Here is an 18,842-nt window from a genome sequence, read left to right on the forward strand (position 1 = left end):
CAATCTCGGCGACTTTCTATATCCAAAATTCAGTACGTGAAATTATATTTTACTATGAATGGTTAATTTCAACTCCTTCCAACTAAAAATCAATAGATTGAAAATTCAATTTATAATGTGCATAATATGAAAAAAATGTTAGAATTAACATGTCTTGTTGTGTAATAAATTGTAAATTAATCAAGATTCGTAAAATTTAATATCTTTTTTGCGAGGAGGAATTTTTTTGACTTTTATACGTGACATTATTCAACCTATTTTATTTTTAGTTACTTTTGTTTTACTCTTTTTTATTCTTGTATTAGCAGATAAACTATCAGGATTAGGACTTTCTAGTAATAATCATGCCTTGGAGTCCCTCTATTCATTTTCAGTTTTATTAGCAGGAATTTTCATCTTCCCGATAATAAGAAATGATTTTAAAAACCGCTTCATTCTCCATAAAAACAAGCTATATTTAACCATAGGTCTCCCAATCATAATTGGCATACTCATGCAATTTATCGTCACTTCCATTCGCTTTATCCCTACTTTGCTAGGTCAAGATATGATTGGCATAGGATCAGATCAAATAACATATACATCAGATCTAACCAAAGCAGGATTTCTTTTCTTGGTTTCTGTAATTGGGCCATTTCAAGAAGAATTTTTTTTCAGATATTTGCTTTATGCTGGAATATTTTTAGCGCTTGCTGATTTTAAAGTAAAGTTTGCATGGGTTGAAAAAGTTTACAATGAATTGTTTACATATAAAAACCCCTTATATATATGGGGATGGATATTAGTAACTAATTTAGGATTTGCATTATTACATGGACCTGACATAACAAATTTCTATGCATACTTCATTCCAGGTATAATTGATGCTTTATTGTTTATAAGATTGGGATTCCTATCAGCTTGGTTAGCTCATGGAGTTTTTAATTTATGCTCACTGACCATCTTCAGCATCGTATCGATTATATTTTTAAAGTAAGCATATAAATAAAAATCTATAATTATGAAATGGATGGTAAACAAAAAGTCCCTCTAAAAGCAATAACTAAATGCTTAAAATCAGCTGTAGATAATAGTAATAAAAAGGAAGGCCCTTCAATTTAGAGGGCCTTCCTTTTTATTACTATTACTTATAGATGCTCATCTGCTAATTCTTTTATAACTTGTATTTCAGCTTCTTGTTGTAACTCTTGTAACTTTTTAAATGTAGCTTCTTTTTTAATTTCTGTTTTAGAATCTTCCATATCCTGAATCCACTTTTTCATCATATCCAAAGACCGTTTCTGTGATTCTTGAGGTAGCACCAACAAAACGCGAATTTCGTACGATAAGATAAGGAAATGCCAATATAAAAAGCCTTCTATTATTGGATATATAATTTATTTTGGGATAACAGGGACCCAGAGTTCGTGTCTTGGTTTATGCTTCGGACCATAATAACATTCTATACACGGTAAATTTGCAAGTTCATACTCAGAGGTTGGGACCCACTCAGAATATAAACGCTTCCATGTATCTACTATGTTCGGAAAAACTGCCCATGTACTTGCAGGAATAATAAGCGTCTCCATATCTACTGGGGATTCCCCCTCGTATCTTACGCCCATAAAATAGGAAAACTCTTCATCTGTTATGGCGGCTTCTTTTCCGCAAACCCCCAAAAGGCTTTCAAGCGTGCATTTTGGATTTTCCCAAGACATATCTATTAGTTCTTGCATAAATCCATCTTTTTTCGCAGTGTTCCAAAGTTTAGGGATTGTTTTAAAAGCCCTGCTTGTTTTTACTGGTTTACTTTTTCCTACAATTCTTAATTCAAAATCAAGGTTTTCAATTCTGTAATCCATCTCGGTATCTCCTTTAATAGAAATTTGAAAGGAAATTCTAGGAAAGGCTTTTAACTGTACCCCTCTATTACGAGCATTGGAAGGGGTTACTCCATGAATTTTTTGAAAAGCACGTGAGAAAGTATCAGAAGAAACATAACCGTATTTAATTGCCACATCGATGATCCGAATATCACTTTTTTGAATTTCAAATGCTGCGAGTGTTAATCGTCTTCGTCTAATATATTCTGATAGCGATACACCTGAAATTGAAGAGAACATTCTTGAAAAATGAAACTCAGAGCAATTAGCTGCTTTTGCAATCTCTGTGTAGTCTATTTCTTCATCCAAACTATTTTCAATGTAGTCCAACGCATTATTCATTCTTTCTAGCCAATCCATAAGTTTACTCCCTTTCAATATTTACTTTAAAACATAATAGATAATAATTGTCGACATTTCATGCCTAAAAATGTTGGTACAAAAATACAACTTTTGATAGAATCAGGATAAACTATTTGTACCCTTCTGATAGCTTTCTATATAACGAAGCACTAATTGGTCTTAAAAACCTTATAATTATTACTATTAAGGTCTACTAACCAGCACCAAATAGACCAGGTAGTTCTTAAAACGGTCGTTTAAGGTACTTTATTTACATCTATGGAAACTGACTAAAATATGTTGAAATTTAGTTCCAAAACCCATTACCAAAAACAAAGTATCATACTAAACAATAAATACCGTTTATGGAACTTTCTTAACGTACGGAAAAACCAAGTTTTTAAATGAAAAATTCCTTAGCGTACGAAATTCGCGTTATGTTGGCGGGACCCCTTCTTGAAGAATATAACTTTTATGCTCTTCGATCATCTTATTTACATCTATTTCCCATTGTTCGTCTAAAGACTTTTGAATTCTCCCAGGAGTTAAACCAAGATGTTCTAATAACCCAACACCTTTATCCCCCAAAACAAAACGTTCCATGGTATTAGTTATTTCTTTAATTTCAGGATTTTTATCCATTTGCTTATATTTAATATCAATAATTTTCTTATTCTCCTCCAAAACGCCCACCCTTTCATATACCCTTTATTAAATTTTATCTTTGAGACAGATTGTTTTTCACTTTCTGTTCAACCCAGCTAATAAAGGCAGTACTCAATTCTTGCGTTTCCAACCAATCTTGTAGCTTTTTATATTCATACCAATATGCATCTCTATCATCTTTGATGAACTCTAAGTGAGTCAGCGCTGTTGTAAAATACACAAATTGTTCTTCAGTATATTCTGTCATCATTTATCGATTCCTTTTTTCTTTTATTATAACAGAGAAGATAGACTTTACATCTCGAAAAAATTGAATAATATTATTCAATTTTGGTATAATAGAATTAACATTTTTTGAATAATATTATTCAAACGGAGGGAACTATGACTACTATAAACGCTGTAACCCAAGAGTTACATAAAGCATTCGAATTGTTTAACGAGCGATTCTTTGAGAATAAACTCCCTATACCAGCAATTACGATTCAAACCTCTCGGCATAATAAGTTAAGTATGGGATGGTGTTCGGTTTATCCTATATGGAGCGACAAAAAAGGGGAGAACAAACGATACGAGATCAATATTAGCGCCGAATATGTCGATCAAGATTTTTTTGAAACAATGGATACTCTTATGCATGAAATGGTAGTGCGTCCATAAGGATGTGTTTGGGATTGCTGTCGTAGCAAACAGTTGATGTGGTCATAACATCATAAGGTCAAAGACTTATTGATATCCCTAATATATCAAGACACTCATGACGGGAAACCAACATGGGGACAATAGCATGTCTATAAAGCCATAAGTTACTGGCGTGTTACAGTACGACTGAATGGTAAGACCAAAGTAATAGATAAGGATGAAAGCTACACTGCTTGAACGATAGCCAAAGGGGTTATATCGTGGACCATAGCAAACAACACGTGAAATGCTATGCAAGTGGGAATTTTAACGGATGGACCATACGTTAAAATATGACCTCCCACTGACCAACGCCTATAAGGTGCTAAATGGCGAAAGTCGCATCCGATACTATTACAAGCTTCCCTACAACATCTAAATGGAGATTGTCTAAGTCGATACGCTCTTACAGGCTATGTCCACTTGGGACTGAAAAATCGATATGACAACGGAGTCTTCGTACTAGTCTGAGATAGGGAAAACCTATCACGCTAACATCAGATAACGCATGTTAGGTCATAGCTGTGAAGCTAGGATGGCGAAGGAAGACAGTTAACCGAATCCAATATTATAAGAAGAAGGAGCGAGAGGCTCTGTGAGAAATCCTCAAGTGGTATTGGACAATCTAATGAGTAAGTCCAATGATGAAAGCTATAAGTATCAAAAGGTTTACAGAAACCTATATAATCCTGAGTTTTATCTTATGGCATACGGTGAAATCTACCCTAATCCTGGTAACATGACTAAAGGTTCAGATAAAAAAACAATCGATGGTATGAGTATGAAAAGAATCACTAATATTATTGATTCACTCAGGGATGAAACGTATCAACCGACTCCAGTAAGAAGAACCTATATTGACAAAAAGCGTGGTAATGGCAAAAGACCACTTGGTATTCCATCATTTGATGACAAATTGCTACAAACTATAGTTAAATACATTCTTGATAGTATTTACGAAAATTCGTTTAGCACCAGATCTCATGGCTATCGCCCAAATAAAAGCTGTCACACCGCCATCAAGCAAATCGCTGACACATTCAATGGAGTTAAATGGTTTATAGAAGGAGATATTCGTGGCTTCTTTGATAACATTGACCACCACATTTTAATAAATTTACTTCGTAAAAGAATTGAGGATGAGAAATTCTTAAGACTTATTTGGAAATTTCTTAAAGCAGGATATATAGAGGATTGGAAATACCACAATACATACAGCGGCACACCTCAAGGAGGTATCATCAGTCCTATTTTATCTAACATTTATCTAAATGAATTAGATAAATTCATCACAGAGCTCCAACATAAATTTAATAAGGGCAAGAAAAGAGCAGAAAACCCTGAATACAGTAGACTGCATCAAAAAAGCATGCGTCTTAAAAAGAAATTAAAAGATAAAAATGCTAAAGGAACTCTCAAAGAGAACGAACGTGAAGAAATTATTGGTCACATTAAAGAAGTTATCAATGGAAAAATGAAATTACCTTCAAAAGCCCCTATGGATCAGAACTACAGAAGATTGCAATATGTCAGATATGCAGATGACTTTTTAATAGGTATTATTGGCAGCAAAGAAGATGCTGTTATGATAAAAAAAGAACTAACTGATTTCATCAGTCATAAATTAAAACTAGAACTCTCACAGGAAAAAACACTTATCACAAATAGTAGTCGATTCGCTAGATTCCTTGGCTACGACATCGCTATTAATAGAAATCAACAACCTAAACCAACATCAATGCCAGCAGAACATCAACGGAAGGTTCTTTCACGTTCTCACTCAGGAAGAGTCTCTATCTATATGCCAAAAGAGGCGTGGGTCAATAAACTTATAGAATATAAAGCTATAAAAATGGATGGCTGTGACTGGAAGCCGATGCACCGTAGAGCACTAAGCAACAATGATGATTTGGAAATTATCACTCGTTATAACGCTGAAATAAGAGGTATGTATAACTACTACAGACTAGCCTCAAACGTAAGTGGACTTAATAAATTCAAATACTTTATGGAATACAGTCTATACAAAACTTTTGCCAATAAATACAAAACATCCATAAGAAAAATTAAAAACAAATACTGCATCAACGGAGTCTTTGCGGTTAGATACAAAACTAAGAAAGGTAACAAAACTCGATACTTTTATAATGATGGATTTAAAAGAAATAGCTCTATAAAAGCAGACCACACCAACATAGACCAACCTGTTAGTAAGTTTGATTTTGGGAAATCAAGTCTGATCTCAAGATTAGAGGCAGAACGCTGTGAATGGTGCAATACAGAAAACGTGGAATTAGAAATTCATCATATAAGAAAACTAAAGGACTTAAAAGGTAAAAAGCTTTGGGAGCAAGCAATGATAGCCAGAAACCGTAAGACAATGGCACTCTGTGCTCGTGGCGTCGGTAATGACTGTCATCGTAAACTCCATGCTGGATTGTTAGATTGAAGTAGGTTAATGGCGAGCCGTATACATGGAGACATGTACGTACGGTTCTGGGGGGGGATGCTTGGGAACCTACCATAGAAATATGGCAAGGCACCGGGTATCTACCCTACCATCTATATAATATCGTTCATGATATCCAGGATTGCTCACGAAACGAAACATATCATAACAAACATTTCAAAAACCGCGCTATAAAGAGCGGTTTTGAATACGAAGAAGACAAACCAGATCCTAAATATGGCTGGTCCTTCGCAAAACTTTCCCAACAAACAAAAGACATAATCTCTCAAATGGATATTGACCAATCTGCTTTTTCGATTGCTAGACGTCTCCCTAGATACCTGCAGCCGCTCGAAAGCAACAATAATCTGGCCAGTTTTAATCTCGGAATTGATTCTGGTACAAATACTGAATTTGATATGCCAGACTTACCAGCTGTAGCAAAGAAAACCACATGGAAATGGACTTGTCCTAAATGTAATGTCATCGTACGATCTACAAAACCACACGTTCATATTAAGTGCGGAGAGTGTAACCTGACATTGATCGGTGAAGATGAATAATTCTCTCCAAACCATAAAAGACTTTTTATTTAGGTAATTTTAACGTTACACTGTACAGACGTGAGATTCATAACACCCATCAAAAATTAATTAGTTCACAATCACAAATAAGATGGAGGGATAGAAAATGTCTGAGTATACAAGTATTTCTCGGATTGATTTAATAGAACGATTTGATTTTATTACAATTGATTTGGAAAATGAAATTTTTGTCATCCAAGTCGTAGATGTAAAAAACAATAATGTACTATTGAGAATAAATATAGATTTAAAGAACGGTACAACAAAGGTGGCTGGGAATGGACGTGTAAGAAAGTATACTACTGAAGAAATAGAACATCTACTAATAGGGTTAAAAATAACAGCACACGCTTGTATAGATAATAACTTGTATAATCCTTACAAACTAAAAAAATATATTGAAAGTTAAAGATAGTTTTAGAATAAATAACCCACTCAACGAAAATTGAATGGGTTATTTATTCTATTTAATTAAGTGATATTGAGATTATTTTAAAATTTCTAGGTTTAACATTTGTTACCGTATAAGTACCGCTGCAAGCTTTTAATACCCGTATACTGACTTTTTGGATATAGCACGTGAAATAGAAAAAATAATAGCTTCTCGATTGGTCACACTATGTTCCATAACTGTTTCACAATGTATTTCTATGGTATTTTTTTGTTTACGAAGAAACCCTGCATCCACCTTATCATCTATACAATCAGGAAGAGAAAACCAATCCCCGAAAAAATAAAATTTATCACAGAAGGGAAGATATTCTTTCCATTTCTTATCGCTTTGAAAATCTTGTTCAGATGCTTTGACCTCTACAAATACAATTTCATTCTTATCATTAAAGGCTGCGACATCCACTCGTTTCCCATTGAATAAGATTACTTCAAAAGCAACTACATAGCCTTTTGAATACAACCATTTCCCAACCTTATCTTGTAATTCACCATGCTTTTGAATTTCTTTAACTGATAACATATTAGAAATATTTACAGCTTCAAAGAATGAATTGACATTTGTTTTTCTTAGATCCTGAATTTCTTTTTCAATATCTTGCATTTGGTTTTCTGCTCTTTTTAACTCTGCTTTGGTTTGCTCAATTGTCTCAAGAAGGGGGTTATCAATTAATCGAATACCATTTTTATAATACGGTGTAAGTGATGAAAAATATCCCTTGTTTATTTCTCTTTTTTCCTCTTTTTCATACTCCCAAATAATTCCCCCACGATTCTTTTTTCGCTCTAAATACGCACTCACAAATTTGTCTAAATCATTAATTTCATGTACATATTTCAATTCGTTATATGTGATAATTCCCATAGTCTTTAATTTTTTTTGAAATAGCGAATCCAGTCGCTTTATTAGAATCCAATTATTTGTTTTCTGTATATTCTCTTCGCATATATGCCGATAGGTCCCAACATGTTCAAGTAAAAATCCCCTGGTCTCTTCATCATATTTTTGAAAGTCTACTGTTAATGCTGCAATTTCATCTTGAATAGATTTCAGTTTTTCTAAATTCACTTTGATTTCTTTTTTACTTTCATCTAAGCGCTTAATCTTAAAATTTATTTTTTTTGAACTTCCTGTAACCTATTTCTCTTTTCTTCTAACGCTAGGACCATTTGCTTTAGATGATCTCTAGTAGTATTCTCTGTCACAAGAGATAAAATTTCTTCAAGACCTTCCCAATCCTCATTTTTAAACAAGTCATTGATTGCGAGCACTTTTAATCCTAGCAATTGAATTTTCATGTTCGCTAATTCACTTAAATATTTATTGGCACTCAATGTGATTTTTAAATAACGGGATAATCGTTTAGCTTGATCCAATGAAACATCATATTTTTGAGGAATATCCTTAACTCTAATTTTTTTATCATTTAGTTTTTTTATAATCTCTAGACTTAATTCATCACGACCAGTAATCATCACTATACCCCCTTGCTTAAAAGTGTACCGCACACTTTTTAGTTTAACTAGCATTCCTAGCAAAATCTAGAAAATCAGCTTATAAAAAGTGGGATTCCCATCCCCACTGATTATCAGTTGAACCAATCGGATCTTTACGGGCAGCTGATCTCCCACCTAACTTCTTTGCTTTCGCTGAATTTTGAGGTGGGGGTCTTACTGCCCGTTAATGCGGGATAAAATCTAAAACACGAATAATGTTTCTTGGCCAAAATTCCGGAATGTATTAAATTACGAACTTTAACCTCCCCTGGTATCCAACTAAATGGGTGTTAAACCCGTACAATAAACTTGAATACTAGTTTTTAAGTCTTCATTTCAAAAAAACATTTTTAAATTCTCCTTATCCTATAATCGGCATGACTGTATGAAGGATGCTGTACTTTCTAGTATTTTCATACACTTTGATATTTCCAAAAGAAATCAGATTGAATTTTCAGTTTGATTTAATTATAATGAAAACGGGTTGAATTTTTAGTCTGTCATCTAATTCCTTACATACAAAAAGATTGGGATAACCCAATCTTTTTGTATGTAAACGAAGCCTTATACAATTAAACTCATTATTTAAAATCACATTCGTGTTATCCTTGCAATTCGATTTAAAACTATAATATTATAAAGAAGATTGAGTCTAGACCACTCAATTTCTGATAGTAATAGCTCATTTGCCGTCAGAATACCCTAGTGAAAGAATCCTGCTTTTTGTAGGGTTCTTTTATTGTTCCTTCAATATAAAATGTAATATAGTATAAGCCATTCTGCGTGATGAACATCCTCTTTTAAGCGCTAAACGGTGTAAGCGTTTCTCTTGGAATTTTGACAATTTAATTTCTACAAAGTGCTGAAAAGCCTGGTACTGGCGTACCGGAATGTCTTCCATGTAAATGTAATCCAACCCCTCTATCACCAACTCCGATGCGATATGATCCATTTTTTCATCGTAAAGAACCAATCCCTGTAGCTTTTCATACAAATCTGGCTCTAAGGAAATTAGTAACTTATTAGTATTCTTTCGGAGTACCTTTTTTTGCGCTTTCCAATAGGCTTGTTCTTGTAAATGTGCATGTATCATGTTAAATCCCTCACTTTATCAATTTATTTAACAATCTACTTCTCCCCTAGATTACCGATCTAATTTATCCTTTACTTCTCACTGTATCAATGGCCGCTAGACAGGCTGCAATACCAAGCCGGGCTTCACTATATATCTTTTTATTGACCGTTAAATACCAACATCCATTTTCTTTTATTGTAAACAAGTCATCATACTGTCTTCCTAACTTCTCCAAAATGGCCGTTGATTCTTCAACTGGATTGAAATATTTAATCGACATTCTTATAAACGGTGTATTATTCTTCCCCCAATATCCACCACATTTTTCTAAACCTAAAAACTCCCTTGCAATTACATGATCTAACTTTTCTGTTACGATTGATAAATCATGATATGGGATCCACCAATTAGACGAACTCATTGCTACAAACTCTTTTGTAATCCCGTTATATAAAATTTGGCATATACTAATCCCTTCGAAATCGTTTTGTGTTACAACAAAATCAGATTGTTTTAATGGATTTCCATGTTTATCTGTTGTTCCTATTTCAAACTCTTCACCTTTTAATAATTGAACCGACTTCATCATTTTGAATTCCCCTTTTTATAATTTTTATTTTTTAAAAACCGTACATAATTCCTGATAAAACATATGTGAAAAGGATCATAGAAATAGATACTCCAAAGAATCCATAGAACCAAATTTGATCCGAGAGATTTTCTTCAATACCAAAATAGATATTTAACTTTTTGTAATTTTCCAATAATAAAGAACGGATTTTTTTAAAGGATTTAGTTTTTTGGTGCGGTTGTGTTAAAATAGACTCACCAGACGTGATTTTAATAAAGGGTTGTTTCATGACAACCATCCTTTCTAAAATTATGTTTGCATACAAGAGGAAGGTGTTTTTCCAGGCTGCCAGGCGCGGAAACATCTTTCTCTTTTATTTTTACTTCTTATTTTTCGGTTCACCAAACCATTCATGCATTGCATCCATTGATACAAGCCATGTTTTCTGATCTCGTTTATATGTACGGTTTGGATCACGAGGTGGTTCAAAATACTTAATTAAACCACGCTTAATCATACTGTTAATCTGTTCTTCCTTTACTAAAGATGGTTTCACCTTATTCTTCACTGTTTCATAGGGGATTCCCCACCGTATAGCTGCTTCCTGAAGAAACATGTATTTATCAATTTCCTTCATGAACAATTCCCTTTCTAATGATGTAAATAATTTTTTCGTTGATGTTTAAGAATAAAAAAGTCTCTTACTTTATAGAATGTGCATTACTTTGTATTTTTCCCATGCTCGTGAGCTGCACTTACGATGCTCATGATATTGTTAATAGAGCTTTTCTCGAACCCTGACAACCATAAAGCTGTTCGCAATTCATTTTTCGTCAACTGACGACCAATGTGTTCTTGTAAGAATTCCACAAACGGCCTATATTGATTCAGTTGCCATTCTTCCATTACTTCCCCTAAATCCGATTCAACCCATTCGGCACGACCTTGGTTATTAATACCTTTATAGTTCAAATTCATTAACAAAACCTCCTTTCAATATAAATTTAACCTATATAGGTTAAAAATACAAGTGTTTCCCTTAATTTTATTTCGGATTTTTTCGACAAATCAAAAATTAACCTTCAATATCATTACTGCAGATAACCAAAATTTAATTATTAAGGATAATCCTTCAGTCGGACTAAGACCACTCACTATTATAATAACTAGCGTTGTTTTCCCAGCACCAATCGCACCAGCTATCCCCGTTCCAACAACAATCACTTACAATATTTTTTGAATTTCTTCCCATGCCCGGCCATACATTTTGGCATGTTTTACTGTTAATAGCGAATTATCAAAACGTTCTTTTCTTGGCGGTAACATATGGACCATAAATGCATGTAAAGGCTCCTTAGTATTTAGGATTGCAATCGAATAATGTTTAGGTGTCCGCAAAGCATCCTCTACTGTAAACGTGGGATGTAACCTCTCTTTTGCAAGATCAAAAGTTCCTTTATGATCGTTGGCGAATAAGAATTGATTCACACCACCAGCAATAAGATTATCACGTAAATAATCGGGCAATTTCCCCCAATGATGAAAAGCGAAAATTGAACCTAGACGCTCTTTCCTCCCTTCAGTAGCTATTCTACCCATTAATTTAGCAAGACCCTTAGATTCTACTTGCTCAGGTTCATTAAAAATCAGGAAACATCCATGTCTCTCTTTATCTTCTTCGCTCATTAGCATTCTAGTCATCAATACTTTTAAAGTAACCCAATGAGCCAATATATTACTAGCAGCCCCTAACCTACGCTTAGGCATTCGAATGATAATCACTTTTCCTTCTTTCATCCATTTCTCAAAATTCACCTCTTCTTTTGGTTGTTGCGCAAAGATGTCATGCAGCGTATCATCTCCAAAAAACATATTTAACCTGCTAAGTATAGCGTCACACTTGTTGCTTAATGCTTCATTGTCGCCCCACTGTAATAACTCTTTCACTAATCTTTCATATCCTTCTTCAAGTAATTCACTTATTCTATCAACCCGATAATCTTCATCTTCAATAATCTTTTTAATATTATAAAGTGAACCTTTACTTGCTTTTGCAGCTTCCATTAAATACTTTTCCGATCGCGCTAAACCTTCTAGATTCATAAAATCAATCATTTCCAAAGCAAACCTAGATCCACCTTTCCTACCCAACTTCCCGATAACTTCAGTTAAATCTAAAGGAATAATATACTCTTCATTTGCTAAATCTAAATCAATAATTTTTTCTGGTGGTAAAAGATCACGTATCCCATCAGCCATTCCTTTATGCCCTGGTTGACATATCCAATCCGGAATAACAAATGAAATATTATGTTTCATTGCACCTTCATAAACAAAATTTTGAATACTATTATCTTTACCGCTCCCCTGTTTTCCAATAAAAGTATAGCCGGTATAAAACTCCTCCTTTTGATCCGCTTGCAATCCTACTTTAATTTTCTTATCTTTATGCTCTGCGTATCCAATCAACAAGTTCTTTTCACTTTGCAGCACACTTGGAATATCCGTTTCTGCTCTTTTCTTTACATTCAATGCATCCTCATATCGTCTTTGAAGTTCCGCAGTGGGCATTTGCATTGCCAGTTTAGCCATTTCATCAGTTGAGACCAGATTCACATTACCGTTCATTTTCGTACGTTTAGATAAGCGTAGGGAATTTAATTCGTTAATAACTTCTTGCTTTCTTCCCTTAATATTGATTTTCACACCATGCAGTTCATTATTATCAGCTATTTCGCTAAAAGAGAGAGCTAAAGTTTCACTTATCGTTTCTCTTGTCAAACGATCTTGCGAGTGTGCCACAATACGGATGTGGCTTTTGAATACCGGATTATTTAACTTTTCCCGACTTGCTGTACTGACATACCGTGCATTTATTTCATCTTCTAAACTAAAAGGCTTAGTGATTATCTTTTCTTTGCTATATGATTTATAACTTTTAAAAAACGTGTTAGATAGAGCATTAAATAGATCTATTATCAGGAAATTCACTTCATTCACAAACCCACCAAGAGCCTTTTTAGAAGCCCCTAAAATCACTTTAGAGTTCATAACGGCTCTTTGTGGGACTTTCCCTTTAGACAATTTCTCATAAGCCCACTGAGCATTTTTAATCCATTTGCAGCGATTTTCCGCTTCATTACAAATACTTAATCTGGCAAAATCCCCATTATACTGTAATTCATCCAAAGTGTTCATAATCGCTGCAATTGGTGTTTTCTGTTCACTTATATTTGTATTCATGCTAAATATATCGTGTTTTAAATATTTTAACTCCTGAACAATCGTATTCCCTTCCGGAATTCTTATTTGTTCAATCGATGCCTCCTTAATCGTAACATTCATTTTATTTTCTAATTTCCGTTTTAATTTAACCGCTTGATATTCAGAAGTAGAAACATAAAATTCAATATTTTTCTGACCGTTTTTTTGCTTAAATATCACATCGAACCAAAATAAATCCTTTTCCCTATACACAAACCGTAAGCCATCGCGCTCTAATCGTGTACCTGGTGCTTCATACATTTCATACATCTTATAGATCGCTTTCCACAAACGCCTGGTGTTATTTGAAACATCGCTATGTGGAATGATACGATACACAACCATTTTGTTTTGCTCCGTTCTAAAAAAATCTGACCAGGATATCGTTTCCGCCCACTTCCACCACTTCTGTTTCTTCTTAGGTATTTCTGCTGGTACCCCACCGAGATAAAGCGCAGGATAGTAAAATTTTTGTTCTTGATCTGGCACTCTCTTTTCATCCACTTCAAACACCTCCAAGTATTGTAAGCGCAAGGATTAAAAGTGCTGTATACCAACTAATCGTTTTCATCATACTTCCCTTTCCTAGCATAGAAGAGATAATTATAAATGCACCTGCAGCTAACGTGGCATACCCCATCAAATCAGGAAGATTGATAACAAACCAATCCCATAGCAACACACCACATTCTTTAAAAAAGTGACCAATCGGTTTTAATATAAATTCAATTTCTGTGTGAACAATGCTATCGCTGAAGTGATTCAGAGTATCCATAAATGAGCCCTCTTTCGCTTTTTCACCGATGTAACCACCTGCATTAGCTAAAACCATTTTTCCACCATCTAAGATGAATTTCATAATTGTATCCTCCTTATATTCCTTTTAAGAAGTCCCGAATATCTATTGCGTGTCTCGCTAACACATAGCCGCAACAAACTCCGATAAGGATTTCTAAACTTTTAGTTCTGTGACCCAAAGCCCAACTTGCTCCACTAAAAATAATAACGAGTACTACTCCTGAATCGAAGGCGTTCATAATTGCTCCGTGAACATTTCCAAATGTGGTATTAACAGTAGCTGCAATTGCCACTTTTGGCAGAATCATAATGAGCGAACCGGAAGTAGCAGTAATAATTTTTTTAAACACGTTACTATTATCTTTCCCCTTATTTTTGTAGCTCTGATCCATGAAATCACGAAACGGTATTACTTCTGTTTTCGCCATGTTGTACACCTCTCACATATTATTTTTTTAAGTGGGCATGCTAAAGGTTAATTATCAATTAAAAATGGAGGGTTCTCTTATGCATGTAGCTATTGCCGTAACAGTTGGAGCAATCATTGGAGCACTTGTTAATGTTTTTGTGGGATAGAGGGAATGAATGGCAGTGAGCTTGGTGAAGCTTGCTGTTTTTTCGTTTTTTCTTGTAGTTCCTTGATTCGTTCGGACGCGGTTGGTTTATGTGATATTGGATTACTTTTGCTTCTTGGCTCTTGGATTACACCTTTCTTCATTATTTGATGTTGTTCAGATGAATCTACTTGGATCTTCCCTTCTTTTTTCATATCTTCCCAAATTAATTTCTTCGCATATCCACTAAAATTACGACGCTTGACATGCTTTAACATTAATCTATCCTTCTCATTTTTCTCGTTAAACGCGACCGGTTTACTAAATTTAGCCATTTAAAACACCCCTTTTAGTAGTAGCGGTAATATCGGTTATGATAGAAGATATTCTGTATGGATTGTCTACAATTCCTATTTTTCGGAAGTTTAAAAAATGAAACTATTGGCTAACCTTTTACTAAAGAGTTTTATAGGAGGGTTAAAGGTGAGATGGTTCAATTTAGGGAAAAGAAATCGTTCCAAATTAGCTGAATTTCTAGACCGTAACGATCTAACGCAACAAGATCTTGCGGATGAAAGTGGAGTAAGCAAGTCCACGATAAGCCGTGTATGCCAAGGAGACAAATTTTCACCTACAATGAGAAATGCACAAAAAATCATAAAAGCGTTAAAAAAACTAACAGGTAAAAAAGTCGATTACGATGACTTTTGGACTATGTAAAACGATGGTACCGATATTATCAAAATAGGCATAAAAAATAGCCCTACTTTGGCAGTGGACTTGTTGTTTAGCTATAAGCGCGCTATACGCTATTAGCTATATGCTGAAAATCTAGAATCGTTGCATGTACATAAAGATTTTTTTGAAATGTACCTGGTATTAACTACCTAGTTACGTTTTTCATCAACTAAACATCCACAACAAACGAATACATCATCATATATAATTCAGAAACAAAAAACAACCTAAGAATGGATACTTCCTTCCATCTCAGGTTGTTTTTTGATAAGCACTTTAAAATTATTACCCCTTCCCTACAAAATTTAGCAACCTCCATCACAGTAAACGAAAGGTCTTTCACACTTATTACAGATATAACTATACCTTAATGTTCCTACAATTTTATTTATAACTGTTTTATCAAACGCGTACCCCACAGATTCATAATCCCATTCCTGATAATATTCTTCGATACGTATGATATGACTGGCCACTTTTGTTAACACCACATCAATAAAGGTTGCAATAGGTGTTTTATCATGGTGCCTTCTGTCTGGATAATCTCTTACACAGGTAATAAAACTCCACTCTTCGCCCTGCAAATCTGTAAAATAACTTTTATCCTCTGCCCAACAACCTGGATCTACTTCTAAATATAATTCTCCATACATACTTGGACTAAGATTTGGATCAGTCAAAACAGTAATAGTATTTTTACTGAATGGTATAGTAGTACTCCCTTCAATTTTGTAAAATTCTTTTAAGAAAGGATATTTTGTAATCGCTTCTTCCCATTGCCCATTATTAATTAATTCCACTAGCTCTGTGTATTCTTTTTTAATGATTACCTTCCCACGAAAAGCAGTATACTTAATTGACATTTTTCTCTCTCCCTTATACACAAATCTTATATTTTATTAGTCACAGACTCCTTCATTAATAAAAGACCAATTCCACATCGCGTATTTAAAGAGATTTAACGATGGGTTATCCATAAAAGAAAAGATAATCGTCTTAAAATCATAATCTCGGAGACTTCATTTTATAAAATCTATATACTTTTCATCATCTAATGTCTTTCTTCAAAAGATAATACAATTCATTGCAACCAAGTCCTTATAAAAAAAATCACCTCGATTGAAGTGATTTTTTATGACTTAACAAAGTTTCGTCTTCTTTGCTGCATGTACTTTTTCTTTTCTCGTTCCAATTTCCAAAATCGTAATAACACAATCACAAATCCTATCGGGCCAAATATTGGTGTCATTACAAAGAACCACCCCAATACTGAAGCTTTCAAGAACAAGTAAATAAGCCATGCCTTATCCGTCATCATGAATACTGTATCCGAAAAGAAAAAACTTTTTATTTCATGTACAAATATCCTGGTGAAAGGAAAGAAAATCAAGTTAACCGTCATTAAAGTTATCATACCTGTTTCATAAGAAGGGATTACCCACCTAAAAAACAAATAAATCAAAATCCCCCACATATATGTCTTAACAAGATAACGCGTATTAATAGCCTGACACGCTCTAAACATCATAAACATATTCCCACCACCTCCTTTAATACAAATTACCTTTCACCTATCCTTGTACTCACATCTTTATCAAAACTTTTTCAGTTTCATACCCTAACTCTAATTGATAAAATTCTTCTAATGATTCTACAGCTCCTGCAAATTCTAAAATCTTAGGAATTTCTTTTCTTGATTGATAATAAATAGTTTTTGCCTGAGGTATTTTATGATCGGTTTGTACGCTCTTCATTCCAACATTTAACTCATTATGTAGCACACGAACAATATTATTTAATACATCAACAGAACCATGTATACGCAAACGAGGTCGGATATAAATTCCTTTTTTATATTTCCCTTTCATAGTGCTGACTTCATGTAATAAGCGAATATACACGCTAACAAATACCTTTTCACTAAATGCTCCTCTTGGAAACACTCGATTTCCTTTTGAAATCGGTGTCCATCCCATTTCTTTAATTATTTGTAAAAATGGATGATTAATGTTTATACCTACCTCCCAAAAACCACTTTTTTCTTCAGGTAATCTCTCATTATACCTTACTGTGTTACTTCTAATAATCAATTGGCGGAAGCGTTCAGGAATCCATTGTTGTTTATTTCTTATAGTAAAGCTATCCTTTCGTTTTGATCCGAATCTCCAAGCAATCGCTAATGCTTCTGCAAATCCATCTGTTTCAAGAAATTGATTAAATTGTTTTTCCTCTTCCTCAGTTAAACTGAATTTTTTACTCATAACAAATTCCCCTAGCATCAATTGAATTGTTGTTTTCCAGCACACATTATTTCAATTTATTCCTTAGAACTTCTTTTCTGAATCTTCCCTAAGCCAATAATCCCTATACGTATTGTCCCTACTATTACTAGTACAAAACCAATCCACCACAATAACATTTCCAATCCACTTATAACTTCTTCCCCTGATCTTCCAGATGCCCAAAAACTATACATAATTGAAAAAATAAATCCCATTAACAATATTAATGTATCAAAATTTATTTTCTTCATTTATTTTCCTTCCCTCATCATTTCCCTTTTCCTTTTTGTCTTTTAGCCCGTTGCAAGGTACTCACACTAATCCCTGTCATTTCTTCCACTTGCCTATAAGATTGCGTTTTCAATAAATCAAGTGCATGGTCGATTTGTTTCTTCGCAAACTTCTTTGGTCGTCCTTCTTTAAAATCTGGATTCAACTTTGCAATCGCCTTTCCTTCTTGTGTACGTTCTACAATCATGTCTCTTTCGAATTCGGCAAATGAACTCATAATATTAAACATCAACCTTCCGGTAGGTGTATCTTCCACTATCCCCATATTTAATATATGGACCTTAACTCCTTTTTCAAATAACAATCTAATCGTTTGAATAGCATTTTCAGCCGAACGTGCAAAACGATCTAATTTTGTTACAACAAGTGTATCGCCAGTTTCTAGCACTGAAAGCAGTTCTTGAAATTTTGGCCGATCAAATTTTGTACCTGTAAACTTTTCAGAGTAAACTTTCTCGCAACCTTCTTTTTTCAACATTTGAATTTGAGACTCCAAATCTTGGTTCAAGGTACTCACCCTAGCATATCCATATTTCACCAAAATCTCACCTTTTCCACAATTACTTTTGACTATAAGTTATGATTAAAGTCTATGCACTGATTTTACCATATCACACCTAATCGGTCAAAACTTTTAAGTTATGAACATGTTGGTGTGAAAATTATAAATCTTTTCAATAGACCAACGGATGGAATTTATTTTTCGAGAAAACAACTATAAAAAGAGGTTTTTTAATA

General features: G+C 34.0%; 24 protein-coding genes. 5 read left to right on the forward strand and 19 right to left on the reverse strand.

Going from position 1 to position 18,842, the window contains the following annotated elements:
* Positions 1 to 226 precede the first annotated feature (226 nt).
* Positions 227 to 976, forward strand: coding sequence for a CPBP family glutamic-type intramembrane protease (locus JFU02_RS02010; protein WP_201069537.1), 750 nt, complete (start codon positions 227 to 229; stop codon positions 974 to 976).
* 400 nt (positions 977 to 1,376) lie between these two features.
* On the opposite strand, the gene JFU02_RS02015 is transcribed toward JFU02_RS02010, so the two are convergent.
* From JFU02_RS02015 to JFU02_RS02025, 3 genes are all read right to left on the reverse strand, one after another.
* Positions 1,377 to 2,222: an AraC family transcriptional regulator gene (locus tag JFU02_RS02015; RefSeq protein WP_201069538.1), complete on the reverse strand. Its 846-nt coding sequence runs from the start codon at positions 2,220 to 2,222 to the stop codon at positions 1,377 to 1,379.
* A gap of 417 nt (positions 2,223 to 2,639) precedes the next feature.
* Positions 2,640 to 2,888, reverse strand: coding sequence for a hypothetical protein (locus tag JFU02_RS02020; RefSeq protein WP_201069539.1), 249 nt, complete (start codon positions 2,886 to 2,888; stop codon positions 2,640 to 2,642).
* 34 nt (positions 2,889 to 2,922) lie between these two features.
* Positions 2,923 to 3,117 (reverse strand): hypothetical protein, encoded by a 195-nt coding sequence (locus tag JFU02_RS02025; RefSeq protein ID WP_201069815.1) that lies wholly within the window; start codon positions 3,115 to 3,117, stop codon positions 2,923 to 2,925.
* Positions 3,118 to 3,254: 137 nt separating this feature from the next.
* Here JFU02_RS02025 and JFU02_RS02030 point away from each other — a divergent pair, with 137 nt between their 5' ends.
* The 3 genes from JFU02_RS02030 to dhp61 all read left to right on the forward strand — a co-directional run bounded on the left by JFU02_RS02030 (position 3,255) and on the right by dhp61 (position 6,993).
* Positions 3,255 to 3,530 carry a hypothetical protein gene (locus tag JFU02_RS02030; RefSeq protein ID WP_242488017.1) on the forward strand — a complete coding sequence of 92 codons (276 nt, stop codon included), beginning with the start codon at positions 3,255 to 3,257 and terminating at the stop codon, positions 3,528 to 3,530.
* Positions 3,531 to 4,146: 616 nt separating this feature from the next.
* Positions 4,147 to 6,000: a reverse transcriptase domain-containing protein gene (locus JFU02_RS02035; RefSeq protein ID WP_201069540.1), complete on the forward strand. Its 1,854-nt coding sequence runs from the start codon at positions 4,147 to 4,149 to the stop codon at positions 5,998 to 6,000.
* Between the two features lie 690 nt (positions 6,001 to 6,690).
* Positions 6,691 to 6,993, forward strand: a complete 303-nt coding sequence (dhp61, locus tag JFU02_RS02040; protein WP_201069541.1) for a protein Dhp61 — start codon at positions 6,691 to 6,693, stop codon at positions 6,991 to 6,993.
* A 135-nt stretch (positions 6,994 to 7,128) separates the two neighbouring features.
* Here dhp61 and JFU02_RS32540 read toward each other — a convergent pair whose 3' ends face one another.
* The 11 genes from JFU02_RS32540 to JFU02_RS02090 all read right to left on the reverse strand — a co-directional run bounded on the left by JFU02_RS32540 (position 7,129) and on the right by JFU02_RS02090 (position 15,128).
* Positions 7,129 to 8,103 carry an MmcB family DNA repair protein gene (locus JFU02_RS32540; RefSeq protein WP_346656151.1) on the reverse strand — a complete coding sequence of 325 codons (975 nt, stop codon included), beginning with the start codon at positions 8,101 to 8,103 and terminating at the stop codon, positions 7,129 to 7,131.
* Between the two features lie 44 nt (positions 8,104 to 8,147).
* On the reverse strand, positions 8,148 to 8,510 hold the full coding sequence (locus JFU02_RS31905; RefSeq protein WP_242488018.1) for a hypothetical protein: 363 nt from the start codon (positions 8,508 to 8,510) through the stop codon (positions 8,148 to 8,150).
* A 757-nt stretch (positions 8,511 to 9,267) separates the two neighbouring features.
* Positions 9,268 to 9,624: a hypothetical protein gene (locus JFU02_RS02050; RefSeq protein WP_201069542.1), complete on the reverse strand. Its 357-nt coding sequence runs from the start codon at positions 9,622 to 9,624 to the stop codon at positions 9,268 to 9,270.
* 64 nt (positions 9,625 to 9,688) lie between these two features.
* Positions 9,689 to 10,192, reverse strand: coding sequence for a hypothetical protein (locus JFU02_RS02055; protein ID WP_201069817.1), 504 nt, complete (start codon positions 10,190 to 10,192; stop codon positions 9,689 to 9,691).
* A gap of 34 nt (positions 10,193 to 10,226) precedes the next feature.
* Complete coding sequence (locus JFU02_RS02060; protein ID WP_201069543.1) at positions 10,227 to 10,466, reverse strand: DUF3961 domain-containing protein; 240 nt, start codon at positions 10,464 to 10,466, stop codon at positions 10,227 to 10,229.
* Positions 10,467 to 10,556: 90 nt separating this feature from the next.
* Entirely contained in the window at positions 10,557 to 10,814 is a 258-nt protein-coding gene (locus JFU02_RS02065; protein WP_201069544.1) for a helix-turn-helix domain-containing protein, read from the reverse strand.
* Positions 10,815 to 10,897: 83 nt separating this feature from the next.
* Positions 10,898 to 11,155: a hypothetical protein gene (locus JFU02_RS02070; protein WP_201069545.1), complete on the reverse strand. Its 258-nt coding sequence runs from the start codon at positions 11,153 to 11,155 to the stop codon at positions 10,898 to 10,900.
* Positions 11,156 to 11,401: 246 nt separating this feature from the next.
* A complete protein-coding gene (locus JFU02_RS02075; protein WP_201069546.1) occupies positions 11,402 to 13,945 on the reverse strand; it encodes an ATP-binding protein in 2,544 nt (847 codons plus the stop codon).
* A 1-nt stretch (position 13,946) separates the two neighbouring features.
* Positions 13,947 to 14,300, reverse strand: a complete 354-nt coding sequence (locus JFU02_RS02080) for a hypothetical protein (protein ID WP_201069547.1) — start codon at positions 14,298 to 14,300, stop codon at positions 13,947 to 13,949.
* A gap of 13 nt (positions 14,301 to 14,313) precedes the next feature.
* Positions 14,314 to 14,667, reverse strand: a complete 354-nt coding sequence (locus JFU02_RS02085; RefSeq protein ID WP_201069548.1) for a glycosyltransferase — start codon at positions 14,665 to 14,667, stop codon at positions 14,314 to 14,316.
* A gap of 128 nt (positions 14,668 to 14,795) precedes the next feature.
* Positions 14,796 to 15,128, reverse strand: coding sequence for a hypothetical protein (locus tag JFU02_RS02090; RefSeq protein WP_201069549.1), 333 nt, complete (start codon positions 15,126 to 15,128; stop codon positions 14,796 to 14,798).
* Between the two features lie 148 nt (positions 15,129 to 15,276).
* Here JFU02_RS02090 and JFU02_RS02095 point away from each other — a divergent pair, with 148 nt between their 5' ends.
* On the forward strand, positions 15,277 to 15,513 hold the full coding sequence (locus JFU02_RS02095; RefSeq protein ID WP_201069550.1) for a helix-turn-helix domain-containing protein: 237 nt from the start codon (positions 15,277 to 15,279) through the stop codon (positions 15,511 to 15,513).
* Between the two features lie 323 nt (positions 15,514 to 15,836).
* On the opposite strand, the gene JFU02_RS02100 is transcribed toward JFU02_RS02095, so the two are convergent.
* The 5 genes from JFU02_RS02100 to JFU02_RS02120 form a co-directional block, all read right to left on the reverse strand.
* Complete coding sequence (locus tag JFU02_RS02100; RefSeq protein ID WP_201069551.1) at positions 15,837 to 16,394, reverse strand: hypothetical protein; 558 nt, start codon at positions 16,392 to 16,394, stop codon at positions 15,837 to 15,839.
* Between the two features lie 269 nt (positions 16,395 to 16,663).
* Positions 16,664 to 17,065 (reverse strand): hypothetical protein, encoded by a 402-nt coding sequence (locus JFU02_RS02105; protein ID WP_201069552.1) that lies wholly within the window; start codon positions 17,063 to 17,065, stop codon positions 16,664 to 16,666.
* Between the two features lie 49 nt (positions 17,066 to 17,114).
* On the reverse strand, positions 17,115 to 17,792 hold the full coding sequence (locus JFU02_RS02110; RefSeq protein WP_201069553.1) for a hypothetical protein: 678 nt from the start codon (positions 17,790 to 17,792) through the stop codon (positions 17,115 to 17,117).
* Positions 17,793 to 17,848: 56 nt separating this feature from the next.
* Positions 17,849 to 18,064, reverse strand: a complete 216-nt coding sequence (locus JFU02_RS02115) for a hypothetical protein (RefSeq protein ID WP_201069554.1) — start codon at positions 18,062 to 18,064, stop codon at positions 17,849 to 17,851.
* Between the two features lie 17 nt (positions 18,065 to 18,081).
* Positions 18,082 to 18,642 (reverse strand): recombinase family protein, encoded by a 561-nt coding sequence (locus JFU02_RS02120; protein ID WP_201069555.1) that lies wholly within the window; start codon positions 18,640 to 18,642, stop codon positions 18,082 to 18,084.
* Positions 18,643 to 18,842 lie beyond the last annotated feature (200 nt).

This window comes from Bacillus sp. TH13, from assembly GCF_016651175.1.
Taxonomy (GTDB): Bacteria; Bacillota; Bacilli; order Bacillales; family Bacillaceae_G; genus Bacillus_A; species Bacillus_A thuringiensis_S.